The organism is Micromonospora chaiyaphumensis (assembly GCF_900091435.1).
Classification (GTDB): domain Bacteria; phylum Actinomycetota; class Actinomycetes; order Mycobacteriales; family Micromonosporaceae; genus Micromonospora; species Micromonospora chaiyaphumensis.
The window spans coordinates 135,367-150,196 of the sequence record NZ_FMCS01000004.1 but is presented as its reverse complement, the minus strand read 5'-3'; the positions used below and the strand labels follow the sequence as shown (position 1 = coordinate 150,196).

13 protein-coding genes and 1 pseudogene are annotated in these 14,830 nt (G+C 74.9%); 5 read left to right on the top strand and 9 right to left on the bottom strand.

Annotated features, from left to right (window positions below):
• Positions 1–74: 74 nt before the first annotated feature.
• Positions 75–1,634 carry a TROVE domain-containing protein gene (locus GA0070214_RS12705; protein WP_244167691.1) on the bottom strand — a complete coding sequence of 520 codons (1,560 nt, stop codon included), beginning with the start codon at positions 1,632–1,634 and terminating at the stop codon, positions 75–77.
• A gap of 731 nt (positions 1,635–2,365) precedes the next feature.
• On the opposite strand from GA0070214_RS12705, the gene GA0070214_RS12700 reads away from it, so the two are divergent.
• The gene (locus GA0070214_RS12700; protein ID WP_091262388.1) at positions 2,366–3,199 is read left to right on the top strand and encodes a phosphoribosylaminoimidazolesuccinocarboxamide synthase; all 834 of its coding nucleotides are present in this window, start codon (positions 2,366–2,368) and stop codon (positions 3,197–3,199) included.
• Positions 3,200–3,253: 54 nt separating this feature from the next.
• Entirely contained in the window at positions 3,254–4,192 is a 939-nt protein-coding gene (locus GA0070214_RS12695) for a ribose-phosphate diphosphokinase (RefSeq protein WP_091262387.1), read from the top strand.
• 21 nt (positions 4,193–4,213) lie between these two features.
• Here the strand turns inward: GA0070214_RS12695 and GA0070214_RS12690 are convergent, their stop codons facing one another.
• Positions 4,214–4,669, bottom strand: coding sequence for an ATP-binding protein (locus GA0070214_RS12690; protein ID WP_091262385.1), 456 nt, complete (start codon positions 4,667–4,669; stop codon positions 4,214–4,216).
• Between the two features lie 115 nt (positions 4,670–4,784).
• Here GA0070214_RS12690 and macS point away from each other — a divergent pair, with 115 nt between their 5' ends.
• Both macS and GA0070214_RS12680 read left to right on the top strand, forming a co-directional pair.
• Entirely contained in the window at positions 4,785–5,909 is a 1,125-nt protein-coding gene (gene macS / locus GA0070214_RS12685; RefSeq protein WP_091262384.1) for a MacS family sensor histidine kinase, read from the top strand.
• Positions 5,910–5,920: 11 nt separating this feature from the next.
• Positions 5,921–6,553 (top strand): response regulator, encoded by a 633-nt coding sequence (locus tag GA0070214_RS12680; protein ID WP_208602765.1) that lies wholly within the window; start codon positions 5,921–5,923, stop codon positions 6,551–6,553.
• Between the two features lie 3 nt (positions 6,554–6,556).
• Here GA0070214_RS12680 and GA0070214_RS12675 read toward each other — a convergent pair whose 3' ends face one another.
• The 3 genes from GA0070214_RS12675 to GA0070214_RS12665 all read right to left on the bottom strand — a co-directional run bounded on the left by GA0070214_RS12675 (position 6,557) and on the right by GA0070214_RS12665 (position 8,994).
• Positions 6,557–7,129 carry a DUF5709 domain-containing protein gene (locus tag GA0070214_RS12675; protein WP_091262380.1) on the bottom strand — a complete coding sequence of 191 codons (573 nt, stop codon included), beginning with the start codon at positions 7,127–7,129 and terminating at the stop codon, positions 6,557–6,559.
• A 78-nt stretch (positions 7,130–7,207) separates the two neighbouring features.
• Positions 7,208–7,936, bottom strand: a complete 729-nt coding sequence (locus GA0070214_RS12670; protein WP_244167690.1) for an ATP-binding protein — start codon at positions 7,934–7,936, stop codon at positions 7,208–7,210.
• Positions 7,937–7,995: 59 nt separating this feature from the next.
• The gene (locus tag GA0070214_RS12665) at positions 7,996–8,994 is read right to left on the bottom strand and encodes an SDR family oxidoreductase (RefSeq protein WP_091262376.1); all 999 of its coding nucleotides are present in this window, start codon (positions 8,992–8,994) and stop codon (positions 7,996–7,998) included.
• A 235-nt stretch (positions 8,995–9,229) separates the two neighbouring features.
• Between GA0070214_RS12665 and GA0070214_RS12660 the strand changes: the two genes are divergently transcribed.
• Positions 9,230–10,483 (top strand): glycosyltransferase, encoded by a 1,254-nt coding sequence (locus GA0070214_RS12660; RefSeq protein WP_091262374.1) that lies wholly within the window; start codon positions 9,230–9,232, stop codon positions 10,481–10,483.
• A 5-nt stretch (positions 10,484–10,488) separates the two neighbouring features.
• On the opposite strand, the pseudogene GA0070214_RS12655 reads toward GA0070214_RS12660, so the two are convergent.
• The 4 genes and pseudogenes from GA0070214_RS12655 to aroA form a co-directional block, all read right to left on the bottom strand.
• Positions 10,489–11,352 (bottom strand): annotated as a pseudogene (locus GA0070214_RS12655) (hypothetical protein); the annotation flags it as partial.
• A gap of 60 nt (positions 11,353–11,412) precedes the next feature.
• Positions 11,413–12,231 carry a histidinol-phosphatase gene (hisN, locus tag GA0070214_RS12650; RefSeq protein ID WP_091262370.1) on the bottom strand — a complete coding sequence of 273 codons (819 nt, stop codon included), beginning with the start codon at positions 12,229–12,231 and terminating at the stop codon, positions 11,413–11,415.
• Positions 12,232–12,291: 60 nt separating this feature from the next.
• Positions 12,292–13,386 (bottom strand): ribosome small subunit-dependent GTPase A, encoded by a 1,095-nt coding sequence (gene rsgA, locus GA0070214_RS12645; RefSeq protein WP_208602746.1) that lies wholly within the window; start codon positions 13,384–13,386, stop codon positions 12,292–12,294.
• A 57-nt stretch (positions 13,387–13,443) separates the two neighbouring features.
• Positions 13,444–14,745, bottom strand: coding sequence for a 3-phosphoshikimate 1-carboxyvinyltransferase (gene aroA, locus GA0070214_RS12640; protein WP_091262368.1), 1,302 nt, complete (start codon positions 14,743–14,745; stop codon positions 13,444–13,446).
• Positions 14,746–14,830 lie beyond the last annotated feature (85 nt).

The following is a 14,830-nucleotide window of genomic DNA, read 5'->3' as shown; positions in this document are numbered from 1 at the left end:
GCGGGAGTGTCAACGCCGCCCGTTCCGCACCGCCCGCGACGTCGGCCCCGGGAGGCCGATGCCGCGGGCGGACATCAGAACGGCCAGTGGTCGCGCGAGCCGGCCTCGATGAGCGGGATCATCGCGAACGCGGCGTCCGACAGACCGCCGAACGTGTGCCGGTTCCCGACCGTCGGGGAGTGCCCGACCCGGTATCCGGCCAGGTTCCAGGTGAACACCGGAACCCGTGCGGGCACCGCTGCCGCCACGTCCGCCGAGCCGTGCCAGTACGCCTGCTCGTCGGTGAGGATGACCACCCGGTCGTGCCGGTCGTAGTGCGTCCGGACCGCCTTCTCGGTCTCGGTCCCGCCGCCGTAGAAGTAGCCGCCGTCCTTGAACCGGCGTACGACTGCCAGCACCGACTCACCCGCCACCGTCGGAAACACCCGGCTGGCGTTGGAGAACGAGACCACGGTCGGGTCCTGCGCGCGGGCGGCCAGCGCGAGGCCGAACACGGTGGCCGCGTCCCAGCAGCGCAGCGTGCCGTCCTTGCTGAATCCGCTGGTCATCGACCCGGAGGTGTCGATCAGGATGAGCGTCCGGCCGTCCAGCGCGGGCACGTTCACCAGCGCGTGCTGCAACGCCTTCTCCAGCGGGTACGCCCACCGCAGGCTCGGTGCCGCGTTGTACGCGGACAGGAACCGCATCGGCAGTACGCGCGACCTCGCGACCGCACCGGGGTCGGACAGCGTCGCCGCCACCGTCTCGGCGGCGGCGTCGCTGACCCCGGCCCGGTCGAAGTTGCGCAGGTTGCGCAGCAGAGCCAGGTAACCCATGGTCGGAATGATCGCCTCCCACGCCGCGGCGTCCATGGTGGTCTGCCGCCAGCCGGCGAGCGCCTCCCAGGTCATGCCTGCCGCGCCGAGCACCGCCGGGTCGGTGATCTCCCGGCGCTGCTCGACCGGCATCGCCATGAGCTCGGCCCGGGCCGCCAGCACCGTCAGCGAGGCCGGCGGCGGGTTGTCGCGCTTGTGGCGCCGGTCCAGCGCGTGCCGGAACAGGTCGCCCTGTCGCTCGTCCTTCGCCGCCGGGTGGGTCAGGTCGATGACGTCACCGAACCGCACGGCGTTGCTGTCCGAGTCGTACTTGAGCAGGCTGCGCTCGTGGTACAGCCGCCCGACGGCATCCGCGACGCCCCGCTTGACCGGCTTGGGCAGTGTCCGGCCGTGACGGCCCAGCCAGTACGCCAGCGCCTCACCCGGCTCGTCGGCACGCTGCAGAGCGGCGTTCACGACCGCCCGGGAACCCGGAACGCCCGCCGCGACCTGTGCGCGTGCGCCCTCCAGGGCCGCCACCACCGATGCCGACCGCAGCATGGCGCCGGCGCGCAGCCACGGCACGAACCGGGCGAACCAGTCGGGGTCGGCGACCGCGACGGCGGCGACCAGGTCACGGAAGCGGGCATCCCGGCCGGCGGCGCCCTCGTAGAAGGTGTCCTCGCCGACCATGTTCGACACCGCCAGCAGGAAGAGCTCGGCACGTGGCTCGCGGGTGAAGCCGGGCCCGCCCTCGGCGGTCACGGTCCCGTCGGCCCTACCACGGTTCTGGCGCAGCTTGAGGTTGAACTTGGCCATCACGTCCCCCGTGTCGGTCAAGGTGGGAGGACGCCACCGCACCGCACACCCGAGATCGGAGGTCGGCGACGGGCCTGTCCGCCGCTCTGTCCGATTGAGCTATCGGCCCGAGGGCCTCGGGGGACTCGAACCCCCAACCTGCGGATCCCGAAGTAGCCGTCGCCTGCGCACCGGGTGTGCGGCGTGGTCGCGCCTCCCGAGATCGGAAGCCGGCGACGGACGGGCTCTTCACCGGGGTCGTGGACCCCTCCAAGATGTAACCGTCACCTTCGCACCGGGAGGTGCGTGCACGACGCTAGGTGCGGCACCGTCGGCCGGGCAACAGGGTTTGCCATCCCGTGATCATGGGCGGAGACGGCGATCACGCCGCACACCCGAGATCAAGGTTGGCCACGGCGTCAGCGGGCTTGAACCGCAGGGCCTCGACGGCCCCTTACCAGGGAAGTAGCCGTGTCCGTCGCACCGGGTAGGCGGCGTGAAGCGCGCCTCCCGAGATCGGAGCGGCGACGGCGACCGGCCCTCGCGGGCCGTAGGTGACCTGGGCCACTGGTCGACACCGCCGAAAGGCGGCGGCGGGATTCGAACCCGCGTCTCCCCGTTATGAGCGGAAGTAGCCGTTGCCTGCGCACCGGGAGGTGCGGAACTGGACGGTAGGGGACCTCACCGACCACGGCAAGCCAAAAACCCGCTCCGGGACCTGACGGCCGGTGGCCGCACCGGGCGCGGCCGGGCAACATGGTGTACTAGGCGCCGTGGAACTTCTGCACTCGGGCAAGGTCCGGGACGTCTACGCCGACGGCGAGGACCTGATCCTGGTCGCCTCCGACCGCGTCTCCATCTACGACGTGGCGCTGCCGACGCCGATCCCGGACAAGGGCCGCCTGCTCACCGCGCTGTCGCTGTGGTGGTTCGAGCAGCTGGCCGACCTGGTGCCGAACCACGTCATCTCGGCCACCGACGTGCCGGCGGAGTTCGCCGGCCGGGCGATCCGCTGCCGGCGGCTGGACATGGTCCCGGTCGAGTGCGTCGCCCGGGGCTACCTCACCGGTGGCGGCTTCGCCGAATACCGGCGCACCGGCGCGGTCTCCGGCATCGAGCTGCCCCGGGGCCTCGTGGAGGCGTCGATCCTGCCCGAGCCGATCTTCACCCCGTCGACCAAGGCGCCCAAGGGCGAGCACGACGAGCCGATCACCTACGCCGAGGTGGTCGACAAGGTGGGTGCGGAGACCGCCGAGCGGCTGCGGCAGATCACCATCGACGTCTACCGGCGGGGCGCCGAGATCGCCGCCGACCGGGGCATCCTGATCGCCGACACCAAGATCGAGCTGGGCTGGGCGCCGGACGGCACGCTGATCCTCGCCGACGAGTTGCTCACCTCCGACTCGTCCCGGTTCTGGCCGGCCGAGTCCTACCAGCCGGGTCGCGCCCAGTTCTCCTTCGACAAGCAGTACGTGCGCGACTGGGCCACCGGCAGCGGCTGGGACCGGCAGCCGCCCGCCCCCGAGGTGCCCGCCGAGGTGGTCGAGGCGACCCGGGCCCGCTACGTCGAGGTCTACGAGAAGCTGACCGGCAACCGCTGGAACTGAGGCACGCGGGAGCGTCCACCGCCGCGCGCCGGTCCACCCGTACGATCAACAGACGTGCGTGACATTGCCGTGTTCAGCGGGACCGCCCACCCGGATCTCGCCGCCGAGATCTGTGCCCACCTCGACGTCCCGCTGCATCCCGTGCGGGTGTCCCGGTTCGCCAACGACTGCCTCGAGGTGCAGTTGCAGGCCAACTGCCGGGAGCGCGACGTCTTCCTCATCCAGCCGCTGGTGCCGCCGGTGCAGGAGCACCTGGTCGAGCTGCTGCTCATGATCGACGCGGCCCGTGGCGCGTCCGCCGGCCGGATCACCGTGGTGCTGCCGCACTACGCGTACGCGCGGTCGGACAAGAAGGACGCCCCGCGCATCTCCATCGGCGGGCGGCTGGTCGCCGACCTGCTCACCTCGGCCGGTGCGCACCGGGTGCTCGCCATGACCCTGCACTCGCCGCAGGTGCACGGCTTCTTCAGCGTGCCGGTGGACCACCTGCACGCGCTGCGCGAGCTGGCCGCCCACTTCCGGGGCCGGGACCTGAGCAACACCGTCGTGGTCTCGCCGGACCTGGGCAACGCCAAGGAGGCGGCGGCGTTCGCCCGGATGCTCGGCACCCCGGTGGCGGCCGGCGCGAAGCAGCGGTACAGCGACGACCGGGTGCAGATCAGCACGATCATCGGTGACGTGGCCGACCGGGACGTCATCGTGCTGGACGACGAGATCGCCAAGGGCAGCACGGTCATCGAGCTGATGAGCCACCTGCGCGAGCGGCAGGTCCGCTCGATCCGGCTGGCCTGCACCCACGGCCTGTTCTCCAGCGGCGCGCTGAAGCGGCTCAGTGAGCAGGACGGGGTGCTGGAGATCGTGTGCACCAACACGGTGCCGATCCCGGAGGAGAAGCGGGTGCCGAAGCTGGAGGTGCTCTCGGTGGCGCCGGCCCTGGCCGAGGCGATGCGGCGGATCCACAACGGCGAGTCGGTGAGCGCCCTCTTCGGCTGAGGTGCGGGCCCGGTCCGCCGGTCAGTCGTCGGCGACGGTCCGGGCGGCCAGCGCCGTGGTGATCCGGACGATCGTGCCCGCCTCGCCGGTCTCCACCGCCATGGTGTCGCTCAGTTCCCGGGCCAGCCAGAGGCCCCAGCCGCCGGCGGTGTCCGGTGCGGGCCGGGCGTGGTCGCTGAGCCGCTGCACGCTGATCCCGTGACCGTGGTCGGCGACCTCGCAGACCAGGTCGCCGGGGCGGCGCCACAGCCGCAGCCGCCCCTGGCCGCCGCCGTGCCGGACGGCGTTGGTGATCAGCTCGTTGACCGCCAGCACGAAGTCGTCCAGCCGTTGCCCGATCAACCCCGCCGCGTGCGCGCACGAGGTGACCGAGTGCCGTAGCTCGGTCACCTGGGCCTGGGTGAAGGCCTCGGCGATGAGGAGGGAAGGTTCGATGGGCACAACCGTACGCGGTGCGGGGGGTTCTGCGTTCGTCATGGACCCGTCCCGACGATGGATCTCGGTGATTTTCGCGGCATTTCCACCGTACGTCAGGGTTTCTCGCGCCGCACCTCACGGCCCGCCGGTGCGCGGCTGTGGCAGGGTGTCCCGCATGCCGTCGTCCCCGGGTGGCCTGGAGGTCCCGCTCTGGCGGTCCATCGCGGTGTTCCGCTTCGCCTCGCTGGCGTACGTGACCGTGCTGGTCTTCCGGGACGCCCACCGCTACGCGCACCCGGTCGCCGCCGGCGGCGTACTCCTCGGGATGCTGGCCTGGTCGGGGGCGGCCACGGCGGGCTACGCGCGGCCGGCCGGCCGGCGGTGGCCACTGCTCCTGGCGGACCTCGGCGTGGTGCTGGCGATCATGCTGGCCACACCGTGGGTGGTCGGCCGCGCGGCGCTCGCCGCCGGCGTGCCCACCCTGACCGTCGCCTGGCTGGCCGGGCCGGTGCTGGCCTGGGCGGTCTCCGGCGGGCGGCGGCGCGGCGCCGTGGCGGCGCTGGTGCTGGGCGGGGCCGACCTCGCCACCCGGGAACGGATCAGCCAGTCCTCGCTCACCGGGGTGACCCTCATGCTGCTGGCCGGTGTCGTGGTGGGGCACGTGGCCCGGCTCGCCGTCGAGGCCGAGGCGCGGCTGCAGCGGGCGGTGGAGCTGGAGGCGGCCACGCGGGAGCGGGAGCGGCTGGCCCGGGACATCCACGACTCGGTGCTCCAGGTGCTGGCGCTGGTGCGGCGGCGCGGGGCGGACCTGGACGGCGAGGCCGCCGAGCTGGCCCGGCTGGCCGGCGAGCAGGAGGCCGCGCTGCGCGCGCTGATCGGCCGGGCGGGCGCCGGGCCGGACGGCACGGGCGACGAGCGGGACCTGCGCGACCTGCTCGACCGGTACGCCTCGACGGCCGTGCAGGTGGCCGCGCCGGCCACCCCGGTGCCGCTGCCCGCCCGGGTGGCCGGCGAACTGGCCGCCGCCGTCGGTGCGGCCCTGGACAACGTGGCCCGGCACGGCGGCGGCCGGGCCTGGGTGCTCATCGAGGACGAGGGGGAGACGGTGACCGTCTCGGTACGCGACGAGGGGCCGGGGATCCCGGACGGGCGGCTGGCCGAGGCCGCCGCGCAGGGCCGGCTCGGGGTGGCGCAGTCGATCCGGGGCCGGGTGGCCGACCTGGGCGGCGAGGCGCGGATCGTCTCCGCGCCGGGCACCGGCACCGAGATCGAGCTGACCGTGCCGCGGGGTGGCCGGTGAGCATCCGGGTGATGGTGGTCGACGACCACCCGATGTGGCGCGAGGGCGTGGCCCGTGACCTCACCGAGGCGGGCCACCTGGTGGTGGCGACCAGCGGGGAGGGGCGCCAGGCGGTCCGGGTGGCCGCGGCGGCCCGCCCCGACGTGGTCGTGCTCGACCTGCAACTGCCGGACGTCTCCGGCGTCGAGGTGATCCAGGGGCTGCGCGCCGTGCTGCCCGAGGTGCGGGTGCTGATGCTGTCGGCCAGCGGCGAGCCGCAGAGCGTGCTGGACGCGGTCAAGGCCGGCGCCACCGGCTACCTGCTGAAGTCGGCCGCGCCGGCCGAGTTCCTGGACGCGGTGCGCCGCACGGCGGCCGGCGAGCCGGTCTTCACCCCCGGCCTGGCCGGCCTGGTGCTGGGGGAGTACCGGCGGCTGGCCGCGGCACCGGCCGCACCGCACGACGAGGCACCCCGGCTCACCGAGCGGGAGACCGAGGTGCTGCGTCTGGTGGCGAAGGGCCTGTCGTACAAGCAGATCGCCGAGCGGCTCGGGCTGTCCCACCGGACGGTGCAGAACCACGTGCAGAACACGCTCGGCAAGCTCCAGCTGCACAACCGGGTCGAGCTGACCCGGTACGCGATCGAGCAGGGCCTGGACGGCTGAGGGTCAGGTCGCCGCGGGCGGCTGGGTCTCGTGGATGGCCAGCTCCTCCGCGGTGGCCCCGCCCCCGGCCGCACCGGCGTCGTAGGCGACGTTGTCGGTCTCCTGGTCGGTGTGCGCGCCCTCGTCCGGTTCGACCAGCCGCCCCACCTGATGGTCGGCGACCGTGCCGAGCTGGCCGTGGTCGTAGACGGAGACCGGGGAGTGCGGGTCGGAGGTCGGGCCCGGGTCGATCACGTCGGCGTCGAGCTGGGCCTGCGCGGCGGCCTCCTCGCTGTCCGCCTCGGCGGCGATGTCCGGGTCCACCGGGCCGGCCAGCGGGTCGTCGGCGGGCCGCTCGTACTGCTCGCGCTGGAGCTTGTAGTCGAGTGACTCTCCGTCGAGCTGCTCCTCGGCGGTGGTGCCGAAGCGGTCCACGGCCACCGGGGTCCGGTCGGCCGGCAGCGGGGCCGGCTCCGGCCCGTCCGCCTCGCGTCCGGTCAGCACGTCGTCGTTGGCGCTGGAGTCGTCGTCGGCGGTGTCCGGCAGGCCCTCCGCCTCGGGGTCGGACACGGGGGTGGGGTACTCGTTGTCGCGCATGACCGGGAACTACCCACTGCGCTCGCCCGATTAACCGCAGCGGGCGGGTGAGATCGGGAGGAAAGGGCGAAAAGGGCCTCAGTTCCGGAGCAGGGTCTCGTCCTCGGCGTGCAGCACGCACCAGACCACCTTGCCGTCCGGCAAGGGCGTGCTGCCCCAGCGCCGCGCCACCGTGTCGATGAGCAGGAGGCCGCGGCCGCCCGTGGAGGTGACCGGGGCCAGCCCCGCGTACGCCGGCCGTCGGCCGGAATGGTCCCGGACGGCCAGGTGCAGGGCGCTGTCCCGGGGCGCCACCCGGACCGTCATGGGCGTCTCGGCGTGTGCGACCACGTTGTTGACCATCTCGGTGAGCGCGATGGAGGCCGGCTCGGCCAGCTCCGGCACGCCCCACCGGGCGCAGCCGTCGATGACCAGCGCCCGTGCCTCCCGGGCGGCCGCCACCACCGGGGGCAGGTCGGCCGTGAGCACCGCGGCGAGCGGGGCGTCGCGCAGTGCGGCGCGCGCCGCGTCGAGGGACCGGTGCACCGGCGCACCCCCGTTCGGCAGGCCGGCCGGGTCGAACACCAGCAGGCCCGCGGCGGGCCAGTCGGCCGCCACCCGCTGCACGTCGTCGAGGACGCCCCGGGCCGCCGGGTCGGCGATCCGCACCCGGGACAGGTCGACGATCGCTGCGCCGGGCCGCTGCCAGAGCCGGGCGAGCAGCGCGCCCCGGACGGCGTCGAGGCCGGCCCGGTCCAGCACGCCGGTCAGCCGGATGACCGCGGAGGACTCGTCCGTCTCCACGAGGCAGCGCACGTCCGTCGGCATGATCGTCCCATTGTGCATGCCCGCCCCCCGGCGCGCATCAGTCCGGTCGGCGGGACTCATCAGCGGTCCGTCCGGGAACGCCGGCTCATCGCCGCCATCGTGCCGACGGCGGTGCCGGCCGCCGCCAGCCCGAACGCCGCCGTCAGCCGGAGCAGCTGCCCGCGCCGGCCCTGCCAGCCGTCGGTCTGCTCGGCCGTCGCGTCGGCGTGGAAGACGCTGCCGGCGGCGTCCAGGCGTACGCCCGGGCCGAACTGGGTGCGTGCGGTGTACCAGCCGAGCACCCGCTCGGCCAGCGCCGGGGCGAGCCGCCACTGGAGCCCCATGAGCCGGGCCGCGCCCCCGGCGTACGCCTCGCGGCGCGGGCGGCGCAGCAGCCGGACGATCGTCTCGGCCACGAGGTCCGGCGGGTAGACCGGTGGTGGTGGGGTCAGCTCCCGGCCGGTGTGGTTGGCGGAGTGCCGGAAGAACGGCGTGTCGATGCTGGCCGGCAGCACCGTGCAGAGCGAGATGTGGCCCCGGCCGGTGACCCGCAGTTCCTGCCGGACCGTGTCGGCCAGCCCTCGGATGGCGTGCTTCGTGGCGTTGTACGCCGACTGGTACGGCATGGCGACCTCGGCCAGCACCGAGGCGTTGTTGACCAGCACCCCGCCGCCGGCCGCGTCGAGCCACGGCAGCGCTGCCTTGCTGCCGTAGACGGTGCCGAGCAGGTTCACCTCGACCACCCGGCGGAACTCGGTCACCGGGATCTCGTCGAAGAGACCGACGGTGCCCACCGCCGCGTTGTTGACCCAGCCGTCGATCCGGCCGAACTCGGCCGCCGCCCGTGCCGCGAGCTGCTCCACCGCCTCCGGGTCGGTCACGTCGGTCGGCACCACGAGGGCCCGCCCGCCCAGCTCCCGGCAGCGGTCGGCGACCCGGCGCAGCGCCTCCTCGGTGCGGGCGGCCAGCACGACGTCGGCACCCCGCCGGGCCAGCGCGTACGCGGTGGCCGCGCCGATCCCGCTGGAGGCGCCGGTGATCACGACGGTGGCGTCGTCGAGGCTGCGGGTGAGAGGCATTCTCCGCCGGTACCCCCGGTCCGGCCGGGTCATGCCGACGGAGTCGCCCGGATCACGGTTGCCGGGCGCCCGGTCGGGGCAGATTGACACGAACCCGACCGGGCCGCGCTGTCCCGTCCGTGCGACGGTCCGCCGGTCCGCTCCCGATCTGCCAGGTTTCGGCGCACCGGGGCCGGGTTAATGGGACCCTCTGACCGGAGGACCCACCGCTCGCGAGAACGCATGGAGGTGCACCATGCGCGTCGGCCTTGTGTGCGCGCACGCCGGCCCGTCCCTCGACGGTCCCACCGTCGGGACGCACCAGCACATCGCGCGGGTGGCGGCCGAGCTCGCCGCACGGGGCCACGACGTCCGGGTGTACGAGCGCCGCGACGCGCGGGGCCAGGAGTCCGTCGACGTGGACGGCTACCACCTGGAGCGGGTCCCCGTCGGCCCGCCCGCCCCGCTGCCCACCGCCGAGCTGGTGCCGTTCGTCACCGAGTTCGGCCGCTGGCTGGCGCAGGAATGGTCCGGTGCCTGGGCCCCCGAGGTGGTGCACGGGCACTACTGGGTCGGCGGGCTGGCCGCGGCCCACGCCGTCCGCGAGACCGACATCCCGGTCGTGCAGACCTTCCACTCCCTCGGCGTCGAGCAGCTGCGCCACCTCGGCCGGCGGTACGACGGGCCGGGGGAGCGGATCCCCCTGGAACGGGCGCTGACCCGGGCCGTGGACATCGCGGTGGCCCAGTGCAACGACGAGGTCGACGAGCTGACCCGGATGGGACTCCAGCGCACCTCGGTGGCCATGGTGCCGACCGGGGTGGACACCGCCCAGTTCCACCCGGACGGCGAGGCGGCTCCCCGCGACCAGCGGGCGCGCATCCTCTCCGTCGGCGGGCTCGCGGCCGGGCACGGCCAGGAGGACCTGATCCGCGCCATGCGGCTGGTCGGTGACGCCGAGCTGGTGATCGCCGGTGGCCCGCCGGCCGAGCAGCTCGCCGACCACGCCGAGGCGCGCCGGCTGCGCGAGCTGGCCGAGCGGACCGGGGTGGGCGAGCAGGTGAAGCTGGTCGGCGCGGTCCCGCACGACCAGATGGCCACCTGGTACCGCTCCGCCGACGTGGTCGCCTGCACCCCGCACTACTCCTCCGCCGGGCGGGTGTCGCTGGAGGCGATGGCCTGCGGCGTCCCGGTGGTCGGCTACGCCATGGGCGGCATCGCGGACGCGGTGGTCGACGAGGTGACCGGCAAGCTGGTGCCACCCGGGGATGTGCGCACCCTCGGGGTCACCCTGCGCCGGATCCTGGCCGACAACGCCGGGCGGTTCGCGTACGGGCACGCCGCCGTGGACCGGGTCCGGTGCAGCTACACCTGGGAACGCACGGCGGGCGCGCTGGAGCGGCTCTACGAGCGGGTGATCGGGCGGCGGAAGCCGGCCGAGCCGGTCGTCGAGACCCCGCGCCCCGTCGAGGTGGCCGCCGAGCAGCGCGGCCCCGTCGAGGCGGCCTGACCTCAGCGCCGGGCGCGGACGGCCGAGCCGGCACGGATCATGGCGGGCTCCCGGTTCCGGGCCACCGCGTGGTGGTGCTGCGGTTCGGCGTACCGGGTCAGGCCGACCACCGCGGCCAGCGTGGCGAGGAAGCCGACCCCGGCCAGCCACTCCCGCCCCGGCCAGATCTTGTCGTTGAGCAGCAGCAGGCCGATGACGGCCGCAGGCACCGCCCCGGCGGCGTCCATGGCGGCCACGGCGGCGGTCGTGGAGCCGCGCTGCATGGCCAGGCCGAGCAGGAGCTGGCCGACCACCGAGTGGGCGATCAGCAGGTAGAGCAGCGGGTCGCGGACGAACGCCTCAGCCGAGTCGGCAGAGGCGAGCGGCCGGGCCGCCACCGCGGCGGCGGAGAACGCCATCCCGGCCAGCGAGCCCAGCGCCACCGAGCCGGGTGCGCCGTGCAGCCGGGCGGCGAAGAAGCCGAGCACGGCGATCACCCCGAGCGCCACCGCCAGGCCGACGAGCCCGGCGGTGCCGAGTTGCCGGGACGGCGCCGGCTCGGCGGACAGCACCAGCGCGATGATCCCGCCGAACAGGAGGACCAGCAGCGCCACCTCGGCGGCCGGCAGGCGCCACTTGAGCACCAGCACGCCGAGCACGGCGGTCACCCCCAGCCCGGCCGCCACGCTGGCCTGGACCAGGAACAGCGGCAGGTCCCGGCGGGCCAGGAAGGCCAGCACGAAGCCGACGACCTGGCAGGAGAGCCCGACCAGGTAGGTGCGGTGGCCGACCAGCCGGAGCAGCAGCCCGGGGTCGAAGGTGTGGTGCACGGTGGTCCGCGCCGCGGCCACCGACTGGAGGAGATTGGCGAAGCCGTACGCGACGATCATCGCCGCCAGGAAGCACCAACCGGAGGACACCACCTGGCGAGGATAGAGGTTACCGGCGGGTCAGCGCGCGGCCGGCCGGTCGAGCCGGGCCAGGATGTCGTCGTGCAGCGCGCCGTTGCTGGCGACGGCGCTGTGGTCGCCCGAGCCGTCACCGGCCGGGGCCGGCCGCCCGGCCAGGTCGGTGACCGTGCCGCCGGCCTCGGTGACGATCGGGACCAGCGCGGCGATGTCCCAGAGCGACAGTTCCGGCTCCACCATCACGTCCAGTGCCCCCTCGGCCAGCAGCATGTAGCCGTAGAAGTCGCCGTAGGCCCGGCTGCGCCAGGCGTCCCGCATGATCTGGAGCACCGCGTCCAGCCGGCCGGCCTCCTCCCAGCCGGTCAGCGAGGAGTAGCAGAAGCTGGCGTCGGCCAGGGTGGTCACCCCGGAGACCCGGATCGGCGTGCCGGAGGCCGCGTCGGGCCCGGCGAAGGCGCCCGCGCCGCGGGCCGCCCACCAGCGCCGGTGCAGCGCCGGGGCGGACACCAGGCCGAGCACCGGCCGGTCACCCTCCAGCAGCGCGATCAGGGTGGCCCACACGGGTACGCCCCGGACGAAGTTCTTGGTGCCGTCGATCGGGTCGACGACCCAGCGCCGCCCGTCGGGGCCGGTGGCGGGCTGCTCGCCGTACTCCTCGCCGAGCAGGCCGTCGCCGGGGCGGTGGGTGGCCAGCAGGGCGCGGATCTCCCGCTCCACGGCGGTGTCCGCGTCGGAGACCGGGGTCAGGTCGGGCTTCGACTCGACCCGCAGGTCGAGGGCGCGGAACCGGGCCGTGGCGACCGCGTCGGCGGCGTCGGCGAGCCGGTGGGCGAGGGCGAGGTCGTCGGCGTACCCGGTCATGCCGGACACGCTAGCGACGCCCGGGCCGCCCCGACCGCCGGGTGGCCCGGGTTCCGCCGGTCAGGAACCGGCGAGCGGGTCGCCCGGGTTCCGCTCCGGCTCGCGCGGGTCGCTCTCGCCGCTACGGGAGGCCAGCAGCCGGCGGTACGAGGCCAGCCGGCGCGGGTCCGCCTTGCCGGCGGCCACCCAGGCGTCCAGCGCGCAGTCCGCCTCCTCGGCGGTGTGCTGGCAGTTGGCCGGGCAGTCGACCGTGGCCTCGACGAGGTCGGGGAAGCCGTGCAGCAGGCTCTCGGCGGAGACGTGCGCCAGCCCGAAGCTGCGGACGCCCGGGGTGTCGATGATCCAGCCCGGGTCCCCGGCCGTCTCCGGCGGCTCCAGGTCGCCGCCCGGCGCCGGACGCGCCGGGCTGGAGCTGCCGTGAGGTTGCGGGGGCAGCCGGAGCGCCACGGCGCTGGTCGAGGTGTGCCGGCCCCGGCCGATCGCGCTGACCGTGCCGACCGCCCGGTCGGCCTCGGGGACGAGGCGGTTGACCAGCGTCGACTTGCCCACCCCGGAGTGCCCCACCAGCACCGAGACCCGCCCGGCGAGCAGCGCGCGCAGCGCGGCCAGGTCGGAGTCCGGCCGGATCAGCACGTACGGCAGCTCCAGCTCGGTGTAGTAGCCGAGCACCGCCTCCGGGCCGGCCAGATCGGCCTTGGTGAGGCAGAGCAGCGGCTCGATGTCGGCGTCGTACGCGGCCACCAGGCAGCGGTCGATGAACCCGGTGCGCGGTGGTGGGTCCGCGAGCGCGCTGACGATCACGAGCTGGTCGGCGTTCGCCACGACCACCCGTTCGAGGCGCCCCTCGGCGGTGGTGGCGTCGTCCTCGGCGGTGCGCCGCAGCACCGACCGGCGCTCGGCGATCCGGACGATCCGCGCCAGCGCGCCGGGGGCGCCCGAGGTGTCGCCGACCAGGCTCACCCGGTCGCCCACCACCACCGACTTGCGGCCCAGCTCGCGGGCCCGCATGGCGGTGACGGTCGGGTCGGCCGGCCCGGCGTCGGGGAGCACGCAGGTGTAGCGGCCCCGGTCCACGGCGATCACGAACCCGTCGACGGCGTCCTCGTGCCGGGGCCGGGTGCGCGTGCGCGGACGTGACGATTTGCCGGGTCGCACCCGGACGTCGTCCTCGTCGTACTCCCGCCGCTTCGTCGCCAGGACGTCCCCCCGTCGTCAGCTCTTGCCGGTCACCATCCCCGACCATAGTGCCGGGAACTCCGGCATGGTCTTCGAGGTGCACGAGACGTCGTCGACCTCGATGCCGGGGACGGCCAGCCCGGCCACCGCCGCGGCGTGCGCCATCCGGTGGTCGTCGTAGGTGCGGAAGGTCCCGCCGCGCAGCGGTCGGGGCCGGATCTCCAGCCCGTCGGTGGTCTCGGTGAGGTCGGCGCCCAGCGCCGTGAACTCCTTGGCCAGGGCGGCGACCCGGTCGGTCTCGTGCCCCCGGATGTGCCCCACGCCGGTGAGCCGGGACGGGGAGTCGGCGAGCATGGCCAGCGCGGTCAGCACCGGGGTCAGCTCGCCGACGTCGGACAGGTCGGCGTCCAGCCCGCGGACCGTGCCGGTGCCCCGGACGGTCAGCCCGGCGGTGCCCAGCGTCACCTCGCCGCCCATCCGGTGCAGCAGCCCGCGCAGCTGCTCGACCGGCTGGAGGCTGCTGCGCGGCCAGCCCTGGAGGGTCACCTCACCGCCGGTGACCAGGGCGGCGGCGAAGAACGGCGCCGCTCCGGAGAGGTCCGGCTCGATCTCCCAGCCGCGCCCGGTCAGCGGCCCGGGCTCGACCGCCCAGACGTCGGGCGTGGTGTCGTCGACCGCGGCGCCGGCGGCACGCAGCATCTGCACGGTCATCCGCAGGTGCGGTGCGGACGGCACCGGCGGCCCCTCGTGCCGGACCACCACGCCCCGGTCGAAGCGGGGCGCGGCCAGCAGCAGCCCGGAGACGAGCTGGCTCGAGGCGGAGGCGTCGATGACCACCTCGCCGCCGGCGACCCGGCCGGCGCCGAGGACGGCCAGCGGCAGGCTGCCGGTGGGCGGGGCGTCGACGCGGACACCGAGGGAGCGCAGCGCGCCGATCAGCGGGCCGAGCGGGCGGGTCCGGGCGTGCGGGTCGCCGTCGAAGGTGACCCGGCCCTCGGCCAGGCCGGCCACCGGCGGCAGGAACCGCATCACCGTGCCGGCCAGGCCGACGTCGACGTGCGCCGGGCCGACCAGCGGGTGCGGCCGGACGAGCCAGCGGTCGTCGTCGGAGACCGACATGTGCGCGCCCAGCTCGCGCAGGCCGCCGGCCATCAACTCGGTGTCGCGGGCGCGCAGCGGCCGGTCGAGCGTCGACGGGCCGCTGGCCAGCGCGCCGAGCACCAGGGCCCGGGCGGTCATCGACTTGGAGCCGGGCAGGCGCAGCGTCGCGGCGACCGGGTCGCTCGCGGTCGGCGCGGTCCACGGCTGCGGCGGACGCGTCGCGGTCAGATTCCCCACGCTTACATTCTGCCAACCCCGCTGGCCGGTGGAACCGCCCGTCGTGCCTGCTCCCGGTTGGCGGGACAGCCGGAACGCGGGCGGC